This is a genomic window from Mesorhizobium sangaii (assembly GCF_014207355.1).
Taxonomy (GTDB): Bacteria; Pseudomonadota; Alphaproteobacteria; order Rhizobiales; family Rhizobiaceae; genus Mesorhizobium; species Mesorhizobium sangaii.
In genome coordinates this window covers 232786-255126 of the sequence record NZ_JACHEF010000004.1, presented here as the reverse complement: position 1 = coordinate 255126, position 22341 = coordinate 232786, and the positions used below count along the sequence as shown (strand labels likewise).

The window sequence follows — 22341 nt, the reverse complement described above, 5'->3', positions numbered from 1 at the left end:
CTATGCGCTTTTCCCGAGAGAATCGCTCCACACTTGTCCTGGGATTGCTCTACAGCCCCTTCGGCACCAGTCCGGCCAGCCAGTTCGCCGACCGTTTCGCCATGTCGGCAGTCGCCGAGGCGGCGCGGCCAAGATCGGTCTTGACCACGGCATAGCCATTCTTCGTGCGGTAGAGCACGCCGGTTCCGCCATCGACCACTTGTTCATAGGCGACGGGCCGGGCGGCGGCGGCTTCCATGGCCGTCGTCGGCGAGCCAACCGGGACGCTCGGCCGACGGCTCAATTCCGGCGGCAGCGGGCTTTCGGTTTCAACGACCCTGCTGGCGGGCTTCAGGTCCGGGCGCGACGCGGTCGCGGTCAGTTGCGCCGCGGACGACGAGCCCTTGGCACGGCAGATGCCGGAGATGAGCGGATAGTTGAAATTGCGCTCGTGCAGCATCTGGCTCTTCATCGCCGCTTCGCATTCGGCAATCGTCGACCACTTGGCCGGCGTCTCGCCGATATATTCGCAAAGCCTGGCGTCGCAGTCGCAGCCGACAATGGTCATGGCGACAAGGGCGGTCTTGATCACGGTCTTGTCCCTTCCATATGCGCCCCCGACATGCAAACGATCCATCGCGCGCGAACAAGGCGGGATTTGGCCGCGATTGTGGAATGAGCGTGGCGGAGCGCCGAACCGTCGATCTATCGAGTGGCCGGCAAGATTCGTTTGAGGAAGTTCGCGATCAGCCGCACCACATCGTGCGGACGTTCGACCTGCGGGATGTGGTTGACGCCATCGAGAACCGCCAGTTCGGCGTGCGGAAACAGCGCAGCTATCTCTTCGCCCTGCTGGAGGGGCGTGGTCGTATCGTCTCGTCCCCAGATGACAAGAACGGGCGGCGTGAAGGTGCGATAGTTCGCGGGGTTGGCGGCAAGGGATTTTCGTTCGTCGTTGAAGAGGCCGCTGAACAGCCAATGGCCGACCGCATCGGTGGTGCCATCGACATTGAGGGGCCGTGCGTAGATCGCGATGCGTTCGGCGGTGACCACGTCGTCGTTGCCGATGAAGGAGCGCAGACCCGGCCCGACCATAAGAGGGTTGGTGAAGGTCGAGGCAGTCAGCAGTTCGCGAGGCCATCGCAGGTTCAGGAGAGCAGCAAACGGCATTGTCGGCGCTTCGGTCCGGCCGAGGCCAAGTGCCACGTCGAGCAGGATCAGCGAGTCGACGCGAGCCGGAGCCTCGAACGCGGCTTCGATCACGCCACCGCCGCCATAGGAATGGACACCGACGCTGAAATGGCGCAGGCCGAGCGCGTCGGCGAAACCGAGGACGCGTTTTGCATGGGCAGCGCGCGAATAATCCTGGTCGGCCGGTCTTTGCGAATAGCCAAAGGGAGGCATGTCGGGTGCTATGACGCGAAAGCCCTGTTCTCCCAATGGCGCGGCGACATCGCGGTAGGTCTCGGACCAGGAGGCCGTGCCGTGGAAAAGAAGCAGCGGCGGCCCGTCCTGCGGTCCCCAGACCTGGTAGTGGATCTCCAGGCCATCGACAGTGGCAAACAGCGCTCCCGCCGGGGCTGCCTCCTCGGGTGACAGGTTCTCCCGCAGCGCAGCCGCGCCGCGAAAGCCGACAGGCACGACCACAATCAGCACGACCAGCGTGAGCGCAAGCCAGCCGACGATGCGGATCAGTCTGCGCATTGCCTGGCTATCGTCTCAATAGTCATAGACATGTTCGAGCCTGGCGCCTGACTTGATCAGAGCCGGCAGCACGAGATGCAGCTTGCGCACGGCGACGGTCAGCCCGGTTCGGCGCGTGGCCGGGTCGGCCGGCAGCGGATAGCTGAACAGGATGCGGATGCCTTCGGGAACGGCGATCGAGTCGGTCGAAAGTACGGTGACCATGATCTCGTCATTGCCGCCGATTTCGACGAAGGAGACGCCCTTGTCGATCAGGCGCGGAATCATCTCGGTAAACACCTGGTAGCGCTTGGTGACGAAGACGGCGCCGTCGGCGCCGTAGTCGCGCTCAAGCAAGGTATCGGGCTCGTTGCGTGTCGCTTCGCCGACCGGCCCTTTGGCCCAGACATGGATGTCGAGGAAGGCTGGTGGGGACGTGGCCGCGAGTGCCTGCTTGATCAGGTCGGCGTAGCCCTGCTTGATGGTGTCGGCAAGGCCGAAGGCAAGCTTGCGTTCGCTGGTGCGGATGGAGCTGTCGCCCGGCGCCGGCTGCACGGCAAAGAGGCCGGCGCGCTTCTCGGCATAGGGAAATTGATACCACGGCACCTGGTCGAGGAAAGCGGCATAGTCGGCCGCCACCTTGGCCTGATAGATGTCGGCGGCGGTGCGCTTGCCGGCGGTCGCCTCGGTGATGCGGCCGACCGTGTTCTCATAGGCCCATTGCAGGATGTGTTCGATGCTGTGGCTGGTGCCGATGATGACCAGCATCTGGTGGTTTGCGAAGTTGAACTCGTAGCCAGAACTGGCGCGGATCACCATGGCGTAGTCCTGCCAGAAGCGACCGACATAGGACCAATAGGGAAAGCCGCTCGGCTGGTTCTTGTCGACGAAGCCGGCATATTCGCGCGCGGCGTAGACGATCGCCCATTCCGGGTAGGTGAGGAAGGTCGATTCCTCCGGCCGCTGGTAGCCGGGGATTTCGGCGCGAACCTTGTCGGCGAGCGCCTTGGGCGGCGCGCCGTCGGCGATGCCGGGCAGCGGCGCCTTGTCGAGTGACGACGTTGTCAGGAAGCCATAGCTCAGCCCGACGACCGGGATCAGGACGACCATGACAATCAGCCACAGAATCGCCTTGACGATGCGCTTCAGCCAGCGAAAGAGGATCATGGCCGATCAGGCCGTGGCGAAGTGGTCGTGTATTCGCTTCGACAGCCAGAAGCCGACATAGACTGCGAAGCCGCCAATGACGATGTGCGGCAGATTGGCGAAGAAGCGGGCCGGGAATTCGATATCATTGAGAGAGCGGAAGCCGTTGATGAAGATGCCGGCATCGAGGCAGCCGGAACCGGTGATCAGGCCAAGCACGCCGTCGAACAGATAGACCGAGCCGAACAGCTTGAAATAGAACACCGCCTGGCGGTGCGAGATGAAGGCGGCAGCCAGCGCCCAGACGCCGGAGAAGGCGTGCAGCAGGTCGTCGTACCATTGCAGCGAGAACAGGCCGAACAGATTGCCGCTGGCATCGTTGAACGCCGGTATGTAGCCGATGGCGACGACGCCGAAGAACAGGAACGCATAGGCAACGGCAAGCTTCTGGATCAACGTCATGAAGTATCCCCCTTCAGGGAGCCCATTCGCTAACGCTACTCTGCCGGACGCCTGACGCGGTTTTCTGCGCTTCCGATGCTCACGGACCCAAATGTCCGCTGCGCTTCGGTTCTCGAAACCCACGCCATACGCCTCTGCAGAGCGCGTTATCAAACGGACTCCGACGACGCCGGACGTTAGCTGATTTCAGCGCCGGTTGCAGCCATATCCGGAAACAGCGTAAAAATTGTAGGGGATAGCCAAAAGACAGTCGGCGCCGGGATCTCTCCCAGCGCCTCCCTGTCAGATCAGGACACGGTCGCGGCAGCAGCTTCCGTAAAGTCGTCGCGCCATGCCGGCCTTGATTTTGACGGTCCTGCCAGCCCGCCACCCGAGAGCAGCGCCCGTTCGGGACCACGCCGGTCTCCGCCCTTGCGGGCTTTGCCCTGCGCACCATCGAAGGTTTTTGCCGTCCTTCATGGCAGCATCGGTCCGCCGTCGGCGTTGGCACGCTTTCCGCGGCCCCGTAGGTCTCGGCATCCATCCCTCCAACAGGCAAGCCTGCTCTCGCTCAGGGCCGTACGGGCCTCAGGAAATCCGCCTTTCACTCCGCCTTTCGGCTGGGCGATCGGTAGCCGCCTGAGATGGGTTCAATGTACGCCGGGTAAGTGGTTGGCGAAACTGCGGCAGGCCTGTGGATAGTGGGATTATCGGGGATCAAGCAAGGACAACGGATTTTCCGGTCCGCCATGACGGGCGGCAGCGGTGGACATTCGCCCTTGCCCTGCCGGCGGGCGCGGGTTTCAATGCCGGCAAAGGAGTCGAGGCGCCGGGCGCCTTGATGTCCTTGCGGGAGGGTGTGCTTGAAAGTCGGGGTGGTCCTCAATCCGATTGCCGGTGGCGGCCGGCTGAAACGGCATTGGCCGGAGGTCGCCGCATCGCTGAGAAAGCATTTCGGCGAATTCGAGCTGCGCGAGACGCAGGCCGAAGGTGATGCCGAAAGGCTGGCGCTCGATCTCGCGGCAAACGGTTTCGACCTGGTGATCGCGGCCGGTGGCGACGGCACCGCCAGCGAGGTGGCCGATGGGCTGCTGCAGGCGTCCGAGGAAGGCCGCAGGACAACCGAGCTTGGTCTCTTGCCGTGCGGGACCGGTATCGATTTCGCGCGGGGGCTCGGGTTGCCGAAAGAGGTGGATGCGGTGCTGAAGCGGCTCGCGGAGGCCAAGCCCCGCAAGGTCGACGCCGGACGCATTTGCTACATCGACGACCATGGCGCGCTGGCCAGCCGGCATTTCATCAACATCGCCAGCCTCGGCCTGTCTGGCGCCACCGACCGCGCCGTCAACGCCGACAAGCGCAAGGGCAAGATGTCGGCGAAGTCACTGTTCCTGTGGCGCACCGTGGTCGAGTTCATCCGCTACCGCTTCCAGCATGTCAGGATCACGGTCGACGACGGCACGCCGGTCGAGGCGCGCATGGCGCTGGTGGCGGTCGCCAACGGCAAGTTCTTCGGCGGTGGCATGATGATCGCGCCGGATGCGGAACTGGCCGACGGGCAGTTCGACATCGTCATCCTGCGCGCCGCCGGCAAGCTGAAGCTGATCTGGGACATCCGGCTGCTCTACGGCGGTCGGCAACGCAATCATCCGGCGATCACCATCCTGCGGGGCAGGAAAGTGGTGGTCGAGCCGCTCGGCGATGTCGAGGCGAACGGCGCGCTGGTCGACATAGATGGCGAGTCGCCGGGACGCATACCGGCGACCTTCGAGATCCTGCCCGGCGCGCTGACGCTCAGATATTGAATCAAGTCGTTAACGGATCGATTCAGGTGAATCCGGCGATGGGTACAACCCACTGAAATCGCTAAATTTCTTGCCTGTGGTCAGACTTCGAGTTTGGCCGGGAAACCGGGAGCGCGTAGCTCCGTGCCAACGGCATCTTCCAGCAATTTGACGATCTGGGTGGACCAGGCGCTGCCGCCATAGGCAGCCTTGCCTTGCTCAAAGATCGCGTTGACCCGCGTGGCAAGCTCAAGCGGCACGCCGGATTGTTCGGCCATGGCGAGCGCGAAGCCGAGGTCCTTCAGCGCCAGGTCCATGGTGAAGCCGATGTCGTAGGAGCCGTTGAGAATGAGCTGGCTTTCGGTCTCATGGACGAAGCTGTTGCCGGAGGAGGCAACAATGGCGTGGTAGGATTGGGCGAGGTCGAGCCCGCCTTGCTTGGCCAGCATCAATGCCTCGCCGGCGGCGACAAGATGGATGAAGGCGAGCATGTTGGTGATCACCTTTATCACCGCCGCCGAGCCGACCGGTCCCATCAGGAACGACTTCGCGCACATCGCTTCGATGGCCGGGCGATGGCGTTCATAAAGTGCTGCATCGCCACCGACCAGTGCGGTGATTTTTCCGACCGCCGCCAGATGCACGCCGCCGGTGACCGGGCATTCCAATGTTTCGATGCTCTTGGCCGAGGCGAGGGCGGCCAGGCGCACGATCTCGTCGCGGCCGTTGGTCGACATCTCGATCCAGGTGCCGCGTTCGGGCAGGCCCTCGAGCAAGCCGCCTGGACCGGCCAAGACCGCTTCGCTGACCTTAGGCGAGGGCAGGCACGTGATGGCGTTGCCGGCTTTAGCAGCGGCTTTGGCGGGACTGTCGGCAGCGGTGGCGCCGAGCGCGACGAGGCGCTCGACGGCGGTGGGGTCGCGGTCGAAGACGGTGACCGCAAAACCGTTGCGGATCAGGCTGGCTGCAAGATTACCGCCGAGATGGCCAAGGCCGATGAAGGCATAGCTTTCGCTCACGGCATCAGCGGCGTCTGCATCATCTGCAGATGCAGTTCCTTGCCGGTGTAGGGATGCGCATCGCAGACCGCTTCGTTGAGCTCGACGCCGAGGCCGGGCTCCTTCGACGGGATGACATTGCCGTCCTGCCACTCGATCTTCTTCGTAAGCAGCGTCGCGTGGAACCCGTCCCACTGCTTCAGCGATTCCAGGATGAGGAAGTTGGGTAGCGTCACCGCCAGCTGGATGTTGGCGGCGCCGACGATCGGCCCGCAATAGCAGTGCGGGGCGACCTGGATGTGGTAGGCCTCGGCCATGGCGGCGATCTTCTTGGTTTCGAGGATGCCGCCCGAGCGGCCAAGGTCGGGCTGCAGGATGGTCGCGGCTCGGTTCTCGATGACCCGGGCGAATTCGAACTTGGTCGTCAGCCGCTCGCCGGTGGCGATCGGGATCGAGGTGCCTCGCGCCACCTGCGCCATCACTTCGGGCATGTCGGGCGGCACCGGCTCCTCGAACCACAGCGGGTCATAGGGTTCGATGGCGCGGGCCATGCGCAGCGCGCCGGAGGCGGTGAACTGGCCGTGGGTGCCGAACAGGATGTCGGCGCGGGTGCCGACCGCCTCGCGGATCGCCTTGATCATGCGCGCCGAGAGGTCGATGTCGACGAGACGCGGCTGGTGGCCGTCGAAGGCGGTGTAGGGGCCGGCCGGATCGAGCTTGACGGCATTGAACCCCTGCTCGACATATTCGAGCGCGCAGGCGGCGGCGAGATCGGGGTCGTTGTAGACGTTCTTGCCGCGCGCATCCTCGGAGTGGACGCTGCCGGTGTGCGGGTAGAGGTAGGTGTAGGAGCGCAGCGTCTCGTGCACCTGGCCGCCGAGCAATTTGTAGACCGGCTTGTTGGCCTCCTTGCCGATGATGTCCCAGCAGGCCATTTCCAGCGCCGAGAAGCAGCCCATGCCTGACACGTCAGGGCGCTGGGTGAAGCCGGACGAATATGCACGGCGGAAGAAGTTCTCGATGTCGTGCGGATCGCGGCCGATCAAATAGCGCTCGGCCATGTCCTCGACCATCTTCGCCGTGACATGGGCGGAGAAGGTGGCGTTGTAGGCCTCGCCATAGCCGACGACACCGCCATCGGTGGTCAGCTTGACGAAGATGAAATACTTGCCGCCGATGCCGGGCGGCGGGTTGCCGACAACCCAGGTCTTGACGTCGGTGATTTTCATTTTTGGTCCTCCAGAACCAGTTCGGCGCCCTTCCAACCGGTCATGATCGAGGCGGCGTTGGTGTTGCCGGTGATGTTGTCGGGAAAGATCGAAGCGTCGATGACACGCAGGCCCTCGATGCCGTGCACCTTGAGGCGCGGATCGACGACGGCGCGCGAGGGATCGGGGCCCATGCGGCAGGTCGACACCGGATGATAGACCGTGCCCGAGCGCTTCCGGAAATCCCGGATCAGATCGGCGTCTGATGTGATCGACGGGCCCGGCAGCACCTCTTCCTTGATGATCTCGGCCATTGCCGGCATCGAGGCGATCTTTCGCACGAACTTCACCGCATCGAGCATCTCGGCGACGTCGGCCTCGGTCGAATAGGCATTGGCCGATATCCTGGGATAGTCGCGCGGATTGCTGGAACGGATCATGATCTCGCCGCGGCTCGACGGGCGGCAATTGGACAGGCCGATGGAGAAGCCGGGCCACGGGTCGGGCGTCAGTATCGGACGCTCGCCACTTTTCGGAATGACGGTCGAGAAGGCCTGGAAATAGAGCTGCATATTGGGGCGGGTCGCCGCCGGGTCGGTGCGGAAGAATCCGCCGGCATTGTTCATCGACAGCGACAGCGGCCCCGAGCGCGTCAGGATGTATTGCATGCCGACCAGGAGCTTGCCCCACCATGGGCGCAGCGTCTGGTTGAGCGTCGGCAGCCTGCCCTTGAAGATGTAGTTGATGCCGACATGGTCCTGCAGATGCGCGCCGACATTGTCGTTGGCATGGACGACGGGGATGCCAAGCCCCTTGAGCAGCGCCGAGGGGCCGACGCCGGACAGCTGCAGCAATTGCGGCGAGTTGACCGAGCCGCCCGACAGGATGACCTCCCGGCCGGCACGCGTCGTCTTGGTCTCGCCGTTCTGCAGATATTCGACCCCGACGGCCCGCTTGCCTTCAAACAGCACCCTGGTCGCCAGCGCGTTCATCTCGACGCGAACGTTCTTGCGCTTCATCGCCGGACGCAGGAAAGCGCGCGCCGCCGACATACGGCGGCCGTTCCTGGTCGAAATCTGGTAGACGCCGACGCCTTCCTGCGCAGCACCGTTGAAATCCGGGTTGAGCGGCAGGCCGGCCTGCTGGCCGGCAGCGAGGTAGCGCTTGGTCAGTGGGTGGACGGCGTCCGAACAATCGGTGACATGCAGCGGGCCGCCGACACCGCGCCAGGCGTCGGCACCGGCCTGATTGTCCTCCAGCGCCTTGAAGGCGGGCAACAGGTCGTCATAGCCCCAGCCGGGATTGCCGGCGGCTGCCCAGGCATCGAAATCCTCGCGCGCTCCCCGGATCCAGACCATGGCGTTGATCGAGCTCGAGCCGCCGAGCAGCTTGCCGCGTGGCCAGTGGTCGGCATTGCCGGCGAGTCCCGGGTCCGGCTCGGCCTTGTAGTTCCAGTTCACCGCCGGATCGAAGAAGGTCTTGCCGTAGCCGAGCGGCATGTGCACGTAGAAGCGGCGGTCGGTGCCGCCGGCTTCCAGCACCAGCACGGAGAAGCGTCCGGAGGCCGACAGTTTGTCGGCCAGGACCGAGCCGGCCGAGCCGGAGCCGACGATGATGAAGTCATAGGTCTGCATGATTGGTGGGCGGCTCCGGAAATCTGGCCACAGCCTAGACGCGGCGGGTCCGCCGCGTCGCCGCGCCTTCCGGCATCGGTTGTGAAAAAAGCGACCGCGATGCCAGGTCGAGTTGCGGGAAATCCCGACAATCGCGCTTGATATGCATGGGGTCGACAGCTTATGCGATGATATCAGCAATCTGCGGAAGGCAGGAATCATATGCGCACCTTGCCTGATGCTTTCATTCCCGAGTTGCCGGGCCATTACAGCGGCAAAGTCCGCGAAAACTACGATCTGCCGGACGGCAAGCGCATCATCATCGCCACCGATCGTCTCAGTGCCTTCGACACCATCCTGACCTCGATCCCGTTCAAGGGGGAGATCCTCACCCAGACGGCGCGGTACTGGTTCGAGGAAACCGCCGATATCTGCCCGAACCATGTTCTCGAATACCCCGACCCGAACGTTGTCGTCGGCACAAGGCTTGACATCCTGCCGGTCGAAATCGTCGTGCGTGGCTATCTGGCGGGAACCACCAGCACGTCGATCCTGACAAGGTACCGGCGCGGTGATCGCGATATGTATGGAATGACCCTGCCGGACGGACTGCGCGACAATGAAAAACTGGCCGAGCCGATCATCACGCCGACCAGCAAGGCCCTGCACGGTGGCCATGACGAGCCGCTCTCCAAGGCCGAGATCCTCGACCAGGGCCTTCTTACGCAGGCGCAGTGGGATACCGTATCGGGCTATGCCTTGCGGCTGTTCGCCCGCGGCCAGCAGCGCGCCGCCGAACGCGGCCTCATCCTCGCCGATACGAAATACGAATTCGGGACCGACAAGGACGGGACCATAATCCTTGCCGACGAAATCCACACGCCGGACAGCAGCCGGTACTGGATCGCCAAGAGCTATGAGGAAGCCCTCGCCAGCGGCAGGCGGCCGGAGAGCTTCGACAAGGATTTCATCCGGTCGTGGGTCTCGGCAAGGTGCGATCCTTACAGCCAACCGATTCCCGACATACCCGACGAGATCGTCGAGCAGGCATCGCGGGTCTATGCGCAGGCTTACGAGGCAATCACGGGCAGAGAATTTTCTCCCGACCTTTCTGGGAATAGCGTTCTGGATCGCATTCGCTCGAACCTCAAGCGTTACTTCTAGCGGTCAAGCGAGACTTCGGTGGGTGGCGCGTTGACCTCTCGGCGCCATGACGCTACGGGATCGAGGGCATTGACCTCGAAGGATTTCCCCCATGGTTCACTACGCTGAAGGACGGCCGCTCGGCGATCTGACGCTGCGCACGCTGGCCATGCCTTCGGATGCCAACGCGGCCGGCGACATCTTCGGCGGCTGGGTGATGGCGCAGATGGACCTTGCCTGCGGCATCCGTGCGGCCGAGCGCGCCAAGGGCCGCGTGGTGACGGCGGCGGTCAAGGAGATGTCATTCGCCAAGCCGATGAAGATCGGCGACACGCTGTGTATCTACACCCATGTCGAGCGTGTCGGCCGCACCTCGATGACGCTCAAGGTCGAGGCCTGGGCGCAGCGCTATCTCTCAGACCTGATGGAGAAAGTCACCCATGCCGATTTCGTCATGGTGGCGCTGGATGGCGAGGGCAAGCCAAAGGCGGTTCCGGCGGAAGGCTGACCATGCCGGGGTGCACACGCGGCAGATGCGAGACGGGCCGCGCACGGTCTTTTGATGAACGAAGACAATCAGTCAACGATTGCTGAACGCAGCGCTGGCAGGTACCGCCGCGGCTTTGCCCCTGTCCGCTGATGGCGTTCGTCTGAAAGCCAGACCCGAAACAGTCAACAGCCGCCGACCAAATGCAATGTCGCTAGCGCAGCCATCGGCGAAAACCCTTGTAATACAATGGCTTCAGGCATGTGTTGCGTCGAATTTCTCACGTGCTGCCCGCACGCGCGTGGTGTTGACGCGCGCCCATTCACCGAGTGCGCTGACCGGGATCAGCAATTCATGGCCGAGTTCGGTCAGCTCGTAATCGACGCGCGGCGGAATGGTCGGGAACACCGTGCGGGTGACGAAGCCATCACGCTCCAATCCGCGCAAGGTAGTGGTCAGCATCTTCTGCGAGATGCCGCCGACAGCAGCGCGTAACTCATTGAATCGCAACGGTCCTTGGCCGAGCTTGCCGACCACCAGAACGGTCCATTTATCGCCGACGCGCTGCAGGATTTCCGAAACGGCGCGGCAATCTTCGGTGTTGAGCGGGTTCCTCAGTAACAAAAAGGTGCCTCCTTGCATCGCGAGTTGACAGTATCTCATATAGCGCCGGTATCCAAACGATACCAGCTTTACTTGCAAGGAAGAGCCCCATGTCAAAACCCAAGATCGCCATCGTTGTCGGTTCCACGCGCGCCGCGCGCTTCGCCGACGTACCAACCCAGTGGATCGCCAAGATCGCCAAATCGCATGCCGATATCGACGTCGAGATCGTCGATCTGCGCGACTTCCCGCTGCCGTTCTTCGACGAGGTCGCATCCTCCGCCTGGGCGCCGTCGCAGAACGAAGTGGCGAAGCGCTGGCAGAAGAAGGTCGCTGAATTCGACGGCTTCATCTTCACCGCCGCCGAATACAATCATGGTCCGACGGCCGTGCTGAAGAACGCCATCGACTACGCCGCCAACGAATGGAACAAGAAGCCGGCCGGCTTCGTCGGCTATGGCAGCGTCGGCGGCTCCCGCGCCGTCGAGCAGCTGCGCCTTCATGCTGTCGAATTGCAGATGGCGCCGGTCAAGTCCGCCGTCCATATCGCCTGGGGTGACTTCCTCGCCGTGCGCCAGGGCGAGAAGAAGCTCGAAGAGCTCGAGCACCTGAACCAGGCCGCCACGGCGCTGGTCAACGACGTCGCGTGGTGGGCCAAGGTGCTCAAGGCAGCGCGTCAGGCCGACGCGGTCGCCGAGGAAGTCAAGGCGGCCTGACCGCCGGTACGAATTGTCCTCCCAAGGATCCGGGGCGGCGCCAGCGCCGCCCCTTTTTCAATTGTGGGAGGCGTGCGCCTCCCGCGCCGGCCTTGGGCGGATGATGCAATCGGCGAGGCGATCCATTTCGTTGAGCTCATCGGCGTGGTGCTGGCCCCATTGGCAGAGCGCCAGCAGGATCGGCTCAAGGCTGAGGCCGAGACCTGTCGCGGAATATTCGACGCGCGTGGGCACTTCGGCAAAGATCTCGCGGCTGACGAGGCCGTGCTCTTCCATTTCGCGCAGCTGCTGGATCAACACCTTCTGGGTGATACCGGGCATCATCGCCTTCAGCGCCGACAGCCGCCGCGGGCCGTCGAAGAGATGGTAGAGAATGACCGCCTTCCAGCGCCCCGCGATCACTTTCAGGGCGCGCTCCGCCGGCAGCATCGGCAGTCTCTTGAAGGGTGTGGCCATGGTCACCTCCTGGTCAGCAGGGGACAAATGAGTGTGTAGTCGAGGCTCCGCAGATAGTGGCAAACCGTGGCCGATGCCATAGCGATCGGAGTTTGCCATGAAAGCCATTCAACTCAGCCGCTTCGGCGGTCCCGACGTGCTGGAGGCGGTCGACCTGCCGTCGCCGGTGCCCCAGTCCGGCGAGGTTATGATCCGCGTCCATGCCGCCGGGATAAATTTCTTCGAAGTGCTGATGCGCCGGGATGGCTACGCGGTGACGCCGCAACTGCCGATGATCCTTGGCGTCGAGGCTGCGGGCTTCGTCGAGGCCGTTGGACACGGGGTGGATGCGTCGCTGCTGGGCGCCCGTGTCGCTGCGCCTTTGTTCGTGTCACAGCGTCCTCACAGCGGCTATGCCGAGCAGGTGACGATCGACGCCGATCTCATCGTGCTGCTGCCGGATGCCTTGTCGTTCGAGGATGCAACGGCGTTGATGGTGCAGGGGCTGACGGCCCTTCACCTGCTGCGGCAAAGCCCGCCCGGCGGCAAGTCGGTGCTGGTGCCGGCCGCGTCGGGCGGCGTCGGTTCGCTGCTTGTCCAACTGGCCAGGCTAAAGGGCGCACGCAAGGTGGTCGCGGCCGCTGGCAGCAAGGCCAAGCTCGATCTCGCTTTGTCGCTCGGCGCGGATGTCGCCGTCGACTATGTCAAGCCGGATTGGCCCGCCCACGTTCGCGACATCACGGACGGGCAGGGCGCCGACATCATTTACGACACGGTCGGTGGGGCGCTGACCGCTGCGTTGCTGCAGGCCCTGGCACCCGGTGGCGAACTGGTGTTCGCGGCACTTGGCCGCTATGCGCTCGCGGCTTCCGACCTCGAATCGATGATCGGCCGCAGCCAGTCTTTGAGAGGTTTCGCGCTGCTGCCGTTGCTGTCTGCGGACACACTGAAAGCCAGCCTGTCCGAGCTGTTCCAAATGGCGGCAAGCGGTCGGCTGCAGGTTACGATCGGCGGCCGCTTCCCGCTCGACCAGGCTGGCGAAGCCCACCGCTTGCTCGACGAGCGCCGCTCGACGGGGAAGGTGGTGCTGATACCCTAATATTGTGGTCGATCGATCGCTTCAGACTGAGCGGATTTCATTTTTTTGTCTGGGACAGTGTCGCCTTACTCGATGTGACACCGCCTTTTGGTCGAGGCGCGCCGGAGCCCCACAAGGCGCGCCCGATCAAGTTGCGTCTGCCCTTGCGTGGGACAAGATCGATATCGCTGACAAGCTTTGCACCGCCCTCGCGCCGCTCCAATGTGATCTTGCGGCTATGGAAGACTTCGAGCTCGGCGCGATGCGCAACGCTTATAATGGTGACCTTCGGCAATTCTTGAATGAGCACCTCCATCATCTTGCCCTGGCTCTTCTCATCGAGCGCTGCGGTTGCTTCATCCAGCACGATGATGTCGGGGCTGTGCAGCAGGAGACGCGCGAAGGCGAGACGCTGCTTTTCGCCACCCGACAAGGTCTGGTCCCATGGCGCGTCTTCCTCGATCTTGTCGGCAAGATAGGCGAGCCCCACTCTATCGAGCGCAGCCTTGATCTCCTTAATCGTCCAGTTGTCGGCGGCGGCGGGATAGGCGACTGCGCGGCGAAGCGTGCCTGAGGGGATGTAGGGTCGTTGCGGCAACATGAACAACCGTCTGTCGGCGTGGAAATTGACGCTGCCGCCACCCCACGGCCACAGGCCCGCGACGGCCCGCACCAGCGTGCTCTTGCCTGAACCGGATTCGCCGGCCACCAGCACCCGCTCGCCCGCTTCGATCACGACCTTGGTTTCCTTGACCACGGACGTGCCGTCGTCGAGCGTCACGGAGAGATTGTCGATGCTGAGCATCGCACCGTCTTCGGTTTCGCCACGCTGGATGCGTCCCAGGGCGTCGCTCTGCTCGGCGCGCTCGAGCCCATCGAGCGACATCATCAGCGAAGCAATGCGCCTCGCCGAGGCGTTCCAGTCGGCGAGACGGGGGTAGTTGTCGACCAGCCATCCGAATGCGCCCTGCACGATGGCAAAGGCGGAGGCAGCCTGCATGACCTGTCCAAGTGTCATGCTGCCTTCGAGAAACTTTGGAGCGCAAAGCAAAACCGGCACGACCGGCGCGAACAGGCTCGACCCCTGCGACACCAGTGCCGTGCGCATGTGCTGGCCTGTGAGGAGCGCCCATTGCCTGAGCACATGGGCGAACCTCTTGTCGATGCCGCTGCGCTCCTCCTCCTCGCCGCCGAGCAATGCGATACTCTCGCCGTTCTCGCGCACGCGCGTCAGCGTGTAGCGGAATTCGGCTTCCGCCTGGTTCTTTTCCTCGGAGAGGTGGACGAAATGGCGGCCAATCACCGCCATCGAGGTGGATGTGATCGCGGCATAGATGATCGCCGTGATGACGAGGAAGCCGGGAACCGTGATGGTCGAACCCGAGATTGTGAAGCTCAGGGCTCCGCCGATCGTCCACAGCACCACGATGAAGGTCGAGGCCGACAGAAACGCGTTGATGACACCGGCGGTGAAGTCGACCGGAGATTCGGTGGCAATCCGCAAATCCTCCGAAACGCGGGCTTCGGGGTTCTGGTGGTCGCCGCCGACGAGGTTCAGCTGATAGTAGCGGCCGTTCGCGAGCCAGCGCGCGATGACCGACGTGGTGAGCCAGGAACGCCAGCGGCGCTGAATCGTCATGCGAAGGAAGACTTGCGTAACGACAAGGCTTCCACTCCCGAGCACCAGCGGCACGAAGACGGCGCTCAGGAAATACACGGTGTGGGCATCGCGTTGCTCAAGGGCGTCGAAAATCGCCCGGTTCCATCGATTGATCCCATACTGGAAGCCGACGTTCACGCATATCAGGATCAACAGCCCGATCGTGAACGGCCAGGCGAGCCTGTCGCCGCCGCGGCCCCAGTAACCGCGCGCGCTGATCCAGAAGCGCTTCAACAAGTATCTCTTGCGCGCCTGCTCGGCCTCTTCTGGCGTCAGTTCCGGATCGGGTTCGATGACATCCGGCGGTGGCGCGGCCTGGCCGTTGACCTCGGGCGCGGCATGCCCGTCGACCTCAGGCCCGGCATGCCCGTCGGCCTCGGGCGCTTCGACAGTCGATGCCTTTTCCTGCCGCGACTTTTCAGCACCGCGTGGTTTGGTGCCATCGACAGATTTCGGCTTGGATTTGGCCCCGGACATAGGCCGATAACGGCTTAAAAATCAAAAGGTTTCATGATGTCAACGGATCGCGCTGATTATCAGCGCACGGCTGTGGGTGAGCTCTGGGCAGGCGGGTGGCGAGGAGCCTGTGATGAAATGCGCGCGGGCCGGCGTGGGGTCGGCCCGTCGCGGCCATTCAGCCTACCGCCGGGACGTGGCGCGGGCCGACGAGCATGCCGGAGCCAAAGCCTTCGATCGAGCACGTGACCCAATAATTTTTGGCGTGACGTCGTCGCGATCCGTATCCACGGCGTAGCGCACGGCGCCGCCGTCCATCCGACGGGGCGGAATGGACGTCTTGGTGGTTTAGCCGATCTCCATTGAAAACCGGGTTCCAGTCCTCGATCCTCATAAGTCACTTGCATAATGCAATCTACTAGGTTATGAGTCACTTTCATTTTGAAAGAGACTCCTGATCATGGTTGCCAAAACAAGCTTCGAAACCCGCCCGTGCCCCATCGCGCGCAGCCTCGACGATGTCGGCGAGTGGTGGAGCATCCTGCTGTTGCGGGATGCATTCCAAGGCCTGACACGCTTCGACCAGTTTCAAAAGAGCCTGGAGATTGCGCCAAACATTCTCACGCGGCGGCTGAACAGCCTGGTTGAGCGCGGGCTGTTCGAGAAGCGTATCTACTGCGAGCGGCCGCTTCGCCATGAGTATGTCCTGACCTCAAAGGCTCGCGATTTCCGCCCGGTCCTGCTATCGCTGCTCGCCTGGGGCAATCGACACCTGGCCCCTGAAGGACCGAGCCTGGTGGTGGTGGACAAGGCGGACGGGCGCTGGGCCGAGCCGGTGCTGGTCGATCGCCACAGCGGCAGGGAACTCGACAGCGAGGATTTCACCATGGCGACGGGACCTGCGGCTACCGATCGCATGCGGCAGCGCTATCGCTTCGCCAGCGACGGCTCCGGCCTTCCGCTGGTCGACAACGCGCTGCACCAGCACAGCCAGGACGAGGCGCGGGGGAGATGAACAAGGTTCTTTCGCCGGCCGAATTGCAGCCATCGGTCGCCCAAAATCCCACGCCTGCCATTTCCGTGGCCACGACCCCGATGCCCGCCACGAAGCGTCGCAGGCCATTGCTGATGTTGGCGGGCCTTGTCGTAATCGGCGTCGCCGGCTGGTACGGAGTCCAGTGGTGGCAGGCCAACCGCTTCCTCGTCTCGACCGATGATGCCTATGTCGGCGGCAACGTCACGCCTCTGGCCCCAAGGGTTGCCGGGCATATCGACCAGATCCTTGTCGAGGACAACCAGCACGTCGCCGCGGGCCAGGTGGTGATCCGCATCGACGATCGGCCCTTCAAAGCGGCGTTGGAACACGCCGAGGCGTCGGTCCAGCAGCAGCAATCGGCCCTCGACAATCTTCATGCCCAGGTCTCGCTGCAGAATTCGATGATCCAGCAAGCCGAGGCGGATCTTGACGCCAAGAGTGCGGCGGCCGTTTTCACCGATCAAGATGCGAAGCGCTATGAGGTGCTTGCCAGCACCAGGGCCGGTTCGCAGCAGGACGCACAGAGAAGTTTTGCGGCCGATGGTCAGGCCAAGGCATCGGTCGCTGCCTCCCGTGCGGGACTTGCGGCAGCGAAGCAACAGCTCGACGTCCTCAACACCCAGATCTCGGAAGCGACCGCGGCGGTCGCGGCAGCCAAGGCCGATGTCGACACCGCGCAGCTCGATCTCGGCTTCACCGAAATCCGCTCGCCCATCGATGGGATCATCGGCAACAGGCTAGCGCAGGTCGGTACCTACGTTTCACCCGGCAGCTATCTCCTGACGATCGTTCCGGCATCGGGGCTATGGGTCGACGCCAATTTCAAGGAAGACCAGCTGCGCCACATGGCCGACGGGCAGGCGGCGACGGTCTATACGGATATTGCACCCGACGAGCCGCTCAAAGGACATGTCACCAGCCTGGGTCCCGCCACCGGAGCCATCTTCAGCGTGATCCCGCCGCAGAACGCGACCGGCAATTTCACCAAGATCGTCCAGCGCGTTCCTGTCAGGATCACGATCGACCAGGACCAGGTGCAGAAGGTTGCGCTCAGGCCAGGCCTGTCGACCGCCGTGACGGTCGATACCGCGTCGCGCTGAGGACGCCATGCCAGAGCGTGCCGTCCCGCAGTCCTTCTTCGCGAGCATCCTGCCGTTCATGGTGATGTGCGTGGGGATGTTCATCGCGCTTCTCGACATCCAGATTGTCGCGTCCTCGCTCCAGGACATCGGTGGCGGCCTGTCGGCTGCCCAGGATCAGATCGGCTGGGTGCAGACATCCTACCTGGTGGCGGAAATCATCGTGATCCCGCTGTCGGGCTGGCTTACGCGCGTGTTCTCGACCCGATGGCTTTTCACTATCTCGGCTGCCGGCTTCACCCTGGCAAGCATGCTTTGCGGATTGGCCTGGAACATCGAAAGCATGATCGCCTTCCGTGCACTGCAGGGGCTGCTCGGCGCGTCGATGATCCCAACGGTCTTCACCTCGTCGTTCCACTATTTCCAGGGTCCGAGGCGTGTCTATGCGGCCGCGGTGGTTGGCAGCATCGCTTCGATCGCGCCGACGCTCGGCCCCGTCATCGGCGGCTGGATCACGGATACGTTGAGCTGGCATTGGCTGTTCTATGTCAACGTCATTCCCGGCACCATCATCACCATCCTCGTCGCGGCCCTGGTCAAGATCGACGAACCCGATCCTTCCCTTCTGAAGGGCGCCGACTACATCGGCATCGTCCTGATGGCGGTCAGTCTGGGCACACTTGAATATGTTCTTGAGGAGGGTTCGCGCTGGAACTGGTTCGATGATGCGACAATCCGCAATGGCGCCATCCTCGCCGGGGTCACCGGAGTTCTGTTCATCGTCCGCAGCCTGACCTATTCGCAGCCGGTGGTCGATTTCCGCGCCTTCGGCAACCGCAATTTCGCGATCGGCTGTTTCCTCTCGTTCATAACCGGTGTTGGCATCTTCGCCACGATCTTCCTGACGCCGTTGTTCCTCGGTTACGTGCGCGGCTACGACGCCCTGCAGACCGGCCTGGCGGTCTTTTCCACCGGCGTTGCCTCGATGGTCGGCGTCCCCGTCTACATCTTCCTCGCCAAGCGCTTCGACACGCGCTGGCTGATGATGTTCGGGCTTGCCTCCTTTGGCGCGTCGATGTGGAGCTTCAGTGCGATCACCAGCGAGTGGGGCGCCGCGCAGCTGCTTCTGCCGCAGATCTTTCGCGGCTTCCCGCAGGTTTTCGCGGTCGCGCCAAGCGTCAATCTCGGTCTCGGCAGCCTGCCGCCCGAACGGCTGAAATATGCCAGCGGCCTGTTCAACACGATGCGCAATCTCGGCGGTGCGGTCGGCATCGCCGTCTGTGGCGCGATCCTGAACGACCGCACCAACTTCCATTTCCTGATGATCGCATCGCATTTGACGCCGCAGAATGAGGCTGCCATGCGCCTCGTCGACAACGTCGCGCTGCGCTATGGCCAATTGCCCGGCGCCGTCGGCGACGGTCACACCGCTTCGCTGAAGCAGTTGTGGGCGCTGGCCTATCGCGAGGCGTCGACCATGGCTTACGCGGATGCGTTCCTGGTGATCATGGTGGCGTTCGTCATCGCGACGGCGCTCGTTCCGTTCCTGCGCAACGTCACGCCGAAGGCGCCGCCTCCGGACGCGCACTGAAGCGGACCGACGCGACGACCGAACCAAACCGACAGGAGCCGGAAAGCTGGTCGTCAGCGCACCGGCTCGCGGTGCGTGCCGGGCAGGCGGGTGGCGATGAGTTTGTCGATGCGGCGGCCGTCGAGATCGACCACTTCGAAGCGCCATCCCTGCGCGTCGACGCATTCGCCGGTCGCCGGCAGGTGGTGCATGTGCGACAGCACGTAGCCGGCGACGGTCTCGTAGTCGCGGTTTTCCGGCAGGTCGATGCCAAGGACATCGGCCATCTCGTCGGCCTGCATGTAGCCGGCAAGCAGCCATGAGCCGTCGTCGCGCTTGACGGCATTCTCCTCGTCGCCGGCGTCGGTATCCGCCCGAAACACGCCGGTGATGGCTTCGAGAATATCGGCCGGGGTGACGATGCCTTCGAAGTGGCCGTACTCGTCATGCACCAGCGCCATCGGCACGTCGGATTCCTTGAGCTTCTGCAGCACATCCAGCGCGTCGGCCTGGTCGTAGACTATGGGCGCGGCGCGCACATGCCGGCGTGGGTCGAGCACGCGGCCGGCAAGCAGCGCGGCGAGCACGTCGCGCGTCTGGACGACGCCGACCATGACATCGACGCCACCGTCGCCCGCCGGCAGTCGCGAATGCTGGGTCTCCATCAACAGCTTGCGGATGGCGCTCTCGTCGGACTGCAGGTTGATCCAGTCGACCTCGGTGCGCGGCGTCATCACGGCGCGCACCGCGCGGTCGCCAAGCCGCATGACGCCTGCGATCATGCGCCGCTCGTCGGATTCGATGGTGCCGTGGTGCTCGGCCTCGGCGACCAGCATCTTGATCTCCTCGTCGGTGACCTTCTCCTCGCTTTCGCCGCGCTGGCCGAGCAGCCACAATATGGCGCGGCCGGAAATGTCGAGCAGGAAGACCAGAGGGGCCGAGACGGTGGCGAGGATGGTCATTGCCGGGGCCGCCCGCGCGGCCACGCGCTCGGGATCGCGCAAGGCGATCTGCTTGGGCACCAGCTCGCCAACGATCAGCGAGAAATAGGTGATGATGGCGACGACGATGCCGACGCCGACCGGATCGGCGACGTTTTCGCGCATGCCGGTCGAGGCCAGGAAGGTGGCCAGCCGGTCGCCCAGCGTGGCGCCGGAAAACGCGCCGGAGAGAACGCCGACCAAGGTGATGCCGATCTGCACCGAGGACAGGAACTTGCCGGGATTGGAGCCAAGCTCAAGAGCCCGGCCGGCGCCGTTGACGCCGCGGTCGATCATCGCCTTGAGCCTGGCCGGGCGCGACGAGACGATGGCGAGCTCGGACATCGACAAAAGGCCGTTCACACAGATGAGGACGACCACGATAGCGATTTCGACGTATAGCATGAGCGGTCAATAGCATTGCGGCGCAGCTTTCGAAAATAGTCCGCCAAGATTTTTAGAAAATGACAGTGGCAGCTCTTAGCCGATATCGTCTGCGGCATCACACAGCTCACGGCCAATTTTCAGGTCGGCCCCGGACCATCTGGTCTCGGACATCTCACGGCAGTTGCTTCAACACGCCGACAACTGCCTCGCCGTCGGTGAAGTAGGGATCGCCGCCGCCATTGCGCCCGCTGCTGGTGGCGCCGATGCCTGCCATGTCTCTGGTCGAAATCAGCGTGCCGGCGGTGGCCAGATCGTGCATCAGGAAATTGCGTTCGGCATCGATGTCGGGGCCGATGTGATGGGTGATGGCGCCGGTATCGTGGCTCAGCCCCACGCCGCGATCGAAGCTGGCCGAACCTAGCCACAGCGGCCGGCCGTCATCGCCGCTCGCGCCGGTCTGCCAGAAGCGGACATGATGACGCCGGTCGGCGCTGGCTCCCACCGGCTTTTCGAACGCAAGATCCTGGGCGCGGCCGTCGAACAACAGCCGGCTGACCGGCGCATCGGGATAGGGATGGTCGAAGAGCACGCTTTCACCGATCTCGATCGCCGTCTTCAAGGTCACGGCGTCGGCAGTGTCCCAGCCGGCGACGGCGAAGGCATGGACCACTTCCTTCTTGGTGCCGACAAGGCCGACATTGATCGGATCCCCCGGAATGCCCTGCGGCGTGTGGGTCACCATCTCGAAGCGTTGGGTGCGAAAGCCGCGATCCCGGAAGGTCCAGAATTCAGGCGCGGCGAAATAGGCGAGCACCAGATAGGCGGCCAGGAAGGCCGTCACCCAGATTGCAATGCGTCGCCGAAAACTTCGCTGGCTCATCACCGTGGCCCGAACGTTCCGGCATCACTCTATGCGATGTCGTGTTTCGCCGGCAAAGGGCGTCGACATGCTGTTGTCCGACGCTCTAGCGGCAGGCTCGGTAACCGTTCTTGCGGTTCTTGATGTCGAAGTGGAAGTGGTTGCGGTGGTCGTAATTGTAGCCGGGGCCAAGCACGGTGGTGAAATACTGGCAGCCGTCGGCGCGCACGTTGTTGAGGAAACCGCGGGTGCGGAAGGCGAACAGGCCGGGCTTGCGCACGTCGATGTCGTCGCCATTGTTGAGCTCGATGCTCATCACGTCGAGCGCGTTGCCCTTACCGTGCTCCGACAGCACGCCTTCGCCGGCAATGTTGCGGCAGGAATAGCTGGAACCCTGGTGGATGGTCTTGACGCCGGAGAAATAGCGCCAGCGGGCGGAGGGAACGAGTTCGTTCCTGGTCCAGCCGGCGAAGGTCGCGGCCATGTCGCATGTCAGCGTGGCGGCGGGCTTCATCTGGATGCTGCCGATGGCCGAGACCTTGACCGGATAGTCGATGCCGCACTGACCTTCATGGATCGGCGCCAGGTCGGTGTAGGCGACGTCGAGGCGCTTCAGCTGCTGGCGGCAGTCGGTTTCGCTGGCCGGCATCTGTTCGACCGGCGACATCGGCTCATCCATGCGCGGATAGGCGGCGCTCGTCATATAGGGATTGGACGGAACAAGCTTCTGCATGCCCGTGTATTGCGGCACGGCAGCGGTCTGCGAGCCGACATCGACGGCCGGTTCAAGCGACAGCACGCTGCCGGTGTTGCAAGCCGAAACCGCCGCGAGGGCAAGGCCGGCGGCGACCATTGCCGCATGTTTCGATTGGCGCGCGGCGGTGGAAAACACGACGCGAAATTTGCCGGCCATTGGCGGAAATCCCATTTACGGATATCCGGCATTTTAACGATCAAGGGTAAAGGAAAACTCAGCGCCCGTGTTCATGCCTGCGGCCGAATT

At 63.5% G+C, this 22341-nt stretch carries 21 protein-coding genes; 8 read left to right on the top strand and 13 right to left on the bottom strand.

Annotated elements, in window-relative coordinates:
* Positions 1-49 precede the first annotated feature (49 nt).
* From HNQ71_RS21345 to HNQ71_RS21330, 4 genes are all read right to left on the bottom strand, one after another.
* Positions 50-571, bottom strand: coding sequence for a hypothetical protein (locus HNQ71_RS21345; protein WP_184874622.1), 522 nt, complete (start codon positions 569-571; stop codon positions 50-52).
* A gap of 113 nt (positions 572-684) precedes the next feature.
* Positions 685-1683: an alpha/beta fold hydrolase gene (locus HNQ71_RS21340; RefSeq protein WP_184874621.1), complete on the bottom strand. Its 999-nt coding sequence runs from the start codon at positions 1681-1683 to the stop codon at positions 685-687.
* Positions 1684-1698: 15 nt separating this feature from the next.
* A complete protein-coding gene (locus HNQ71_RS21335; protein ID WP_184874620.1) occupies positions 1699-2829 on the bottom strand; it encodes a hypothetical protein in 1131 nt (376 codons plus the stop codon).
* A 6-nt stretch (positions 2830-2835) separates the two neighbouring features.
* Complete coding sequence (locus HNQ71_RS21330) at positions 2836-3270, bottom strand: DUF4383 domain-containing protein (protein WP_184874619.1); 435 nt, start codon at positions 3268-3270, stop codon at positions 2836-2838.
* Positions 3271-4112: 842 nt separating this feature from the next.
* On the opposite strand from HNQ71_RS21330, the gene HNQ71_RS21325 reads away from it, so the two are divergent.
* Positions 4113-5051, top strand: a complete 939-nt coding sequence (locus HNQ71_RS21325; protein ID WP_184874618.1) for a diacylglycerol/lipid kinase family protein — start codon at positions 4113-4115, stop codon at positions 5049-5051.
* Between the two features lie 80 nt (positions 5052-5131).
* Here HNQ71_RS21325 and HNQ71_RS21320 read toward each other — a convergent pair whose 3' ends face one another.
* From HNQ71_RS21320 to HNQ71_RS21310, 3 genes are read right to left on the bottom strand one after another with little or no spacing between them, the layout of a single operon-like run.
* Positions 5132-6049, bottom strand: coding sequence for an NAD(P)-binding domain-containing protein (locus tag HNQ71_RS21320; protein ID WP_184874617.1), 918 nt, complete (start codon positions 6047-6049; stop codon positions 5132-5134).
* Positions 6046-7257: a mandelate racemase/muconate lactonizing enzyme family protein gene (locus tag HNQ71_RS21315; RefSeq protein ID WP_184874616.1), complete on the bottom strand. Its 1212-nt coding sequence runs from the start codon at positions 7255-7257 to the stop codon at positions 6046-6048. The genes HNQ71_RS21320 and HNQ71_RS21315 overlap by 4 nt, the downstream gene beginning before the upstream one ends.
* The gene (locus tag HNQ71_RS21310) at positions 7254-8870 is read right to left on the bottom strand and encodes a GMC family oxidoreductase (RefSeq protein WP_184874615.1); all 1617 of its coding nucleotides are present in this window, start codon (positions 8868-8870) and stop codon (positions 7254-7256) included. Before HNQ71_RS21310 ends, HNQ71_RS21315 begins: the two co-directional genes overlap by 4 nt.
* Before the next feature lie 201 nt (positions 8871-9071).
* Between HNQ71_RS21310 and HNQ71_RS21305 the strand changes: the two genes are divergently transcribed.
* The gene (locus tag HNQ71_RS21305) at positions 9072-10013 is read left to right on the top strand and encodes a phosphoribosylaminoimidazolesuccinocarboxamide synthase (RefSeq protein WP_184874614.1); all 942 of its coding nucleotides are present in this window, start codon (positions 9072-9074) and stop codon (positions 10011-10013) included.
* A 91-nt stretch (positions 10014-10104) separates the two neighbouring features.
* Positions 10105-10500: an acyl-CoA thioesterase gene (locus HNQ71_RS21300; RefSeq protein WP_013530049.1), complete on the top strand. Its 396-nt coding sequence runs from the start codon at positions 10105-10107 to the stop codon at positions 10498-10500.
* Positions 10501-10734: 234 nt separating this feature from the next.
* Here HNQ71_RS21300 and HNQ71_RS21295 read toward each other — a convergent pair whose 3' ends face one another.
* Positions 10735-11103, bottom strand: coding sequence for a winged helix-turn-helix transcriptional regulator (locus HNQ71_RS21295; RefSeq protein ID WP_167392347.1), 369 nt, complete (start codon positions 11101-11103; stop codon positions 10735-10737).
* An 89-nt stretch (positions 11104-11192) separates the two neighbouring features.
* Here HNQ71_RS21295 and HNQ71_RS21290 point away from each other — a divergent pair, with 89 nt between their 5' ends.
* Entirely contained in the window at positions 11193-11798 is a 606-nt protein-coding gene (locus HNQ71_RS21290; RefSeq protein WP_095090908.1) for an NADPH-dependent FMN reductase, read from the top strand.
* A 57-nt stretch (positions 11799-11855) separates the two neighbouring features.
* Here the strand turns inward: HNQ71_RS21290 and HNQ71_RS21285 are convergent, their stop codons facing one another.
* Positions 11856-12254: a winged helix-turn-helix transcriptional regulator gene (locus tag HNQ71_RS21285; protein ID WP_246461761.1), complete on the bottom strand. Its 399-nt coding sequence runs from the start codon at positions 12252-12254 to the stop codon at positions 11856-11858.
* 97 nt (positions 12255-12351) lie between these two features.
* On the opposite strand from HNQ71_RS21285, the gene HNQ71_RS21280 reads away from it, so the two are divergent.
* Positions 12352-13332 (top strand): quinone oxidoreductase family protein, encoded by a 981-nt coding sequence (locus HNQ71_RS21280; protein ID WP_184874612.1) that lies wholly within the window; start codon positions 12352-12354, stop codon positions 13330-13332.
* A 37-nt stretch (positions 13333-13369) separates the two neighbouring features.
* Here the strand turns inward: HNQ71_RS21280 and HNQ71_RS21275 are convergent, their stop codons facing one another.
* Complete coding sequence (locus HNQ71_RS21275) at positions 13370-15448, bottom strand: ABC transporter ATP-binding protein/permease (protein WP_184874611.1); 2079 nt, start codon at positions 15446-15448, stop codon at positions 13370-13372.
* Positions 15449-15887: 439 nt separating this feature from the next.
* On the opposite strand from HNQ71_RS21275, the gene HNQ71_RS21270 reads away from it, so the two are divergent.
* Genes HNQ71_RS21270 through HNQ71_RS21260 form a run of 3 tightly spaced genes read left to right on the top strand, consistent with a single transcriptional unit; the run spans position 15888 to position 19133 of the window.
* Entirely contained in the window at positions 15888-16442 is a 555-nt protein-coding gene (locus HNQ71_RS21270) for a winged helix-turn-helix transcriptional regulator (RefSeq protein ID WP_184874610.1), read from the top strand.
* Positions 16439-17563, top strand: coding sequence for an HlyD family secretion protein (locus tag HNQ71_RS21265; RefSeq protein WP_184874609.1), 1125 nt, complete (start codon positions 16439-16441; stop codon positions 17561-17563). The genes HNQ71_RS21270 and HNQ71_RS21265 overlap by 4 nt, the downstream gene beginning before the upstream one ends.
* Positions 17564-17570: 7 nt before the next feature.
* The gene (locus HNQ71_RS21260) at positions 17571-19133 is read left to right on the top strand and encodes a DHA2 family efflux MFS transporter permease subunit (RefSeq protein ID WP_184874608.1); all 1563 of its coding nucleotides are present in this window, start codon (positions 17571-17573) and stop codon (positions 19131-19133) included.
* 53 nt (positions 19134-19186) lie between these two features.
* On the opposite strand, the gene HNQ71_RS21255 is transcribed toward HNQ71_RS21260, so the two are convergent.
* The 3 genes from HNQ71_RS21255 to HNQ71_RS21245 form a co-directional block, all read right to left on the bottom strand.
* Positions 19187-20497 (bottom strand): hemolysin family protein, encoded by a 1311-nt coding sequence (locus HNQ71_RS21255; RefSeq protein WP_184874607.1) that lies wholly within the window; start codon positions 20495-20497, stop codon positions 19187-19189.
* A 154-nt stretch (positions 20498-20651) separates the two neighbouring features.
* Positions 20652-21359, bottom strand: a complete 708-nt coding sequence (locus tag HNQ71_RS21250; protein WP_184874606.1) for an LssY C-terminal domain-containing protein — start codon at positions 21357-21359, stop codon at positions 20652-20654.
* An 85-nt stretch (positions 21360-21444) separates the two neighbouring features.
* On the bottom strand, positions 21445-22251 hold the full coding sequence (locus HNQ71_RS21245) for an extensin-like domain-containing protein (protein WP_184874605.1): 807 nt from the start codon (positions 22249-22251) through the stop codon (positions 21445-21447).
* Positions 22252-22341: the final 90 nt, after the last annotated feature.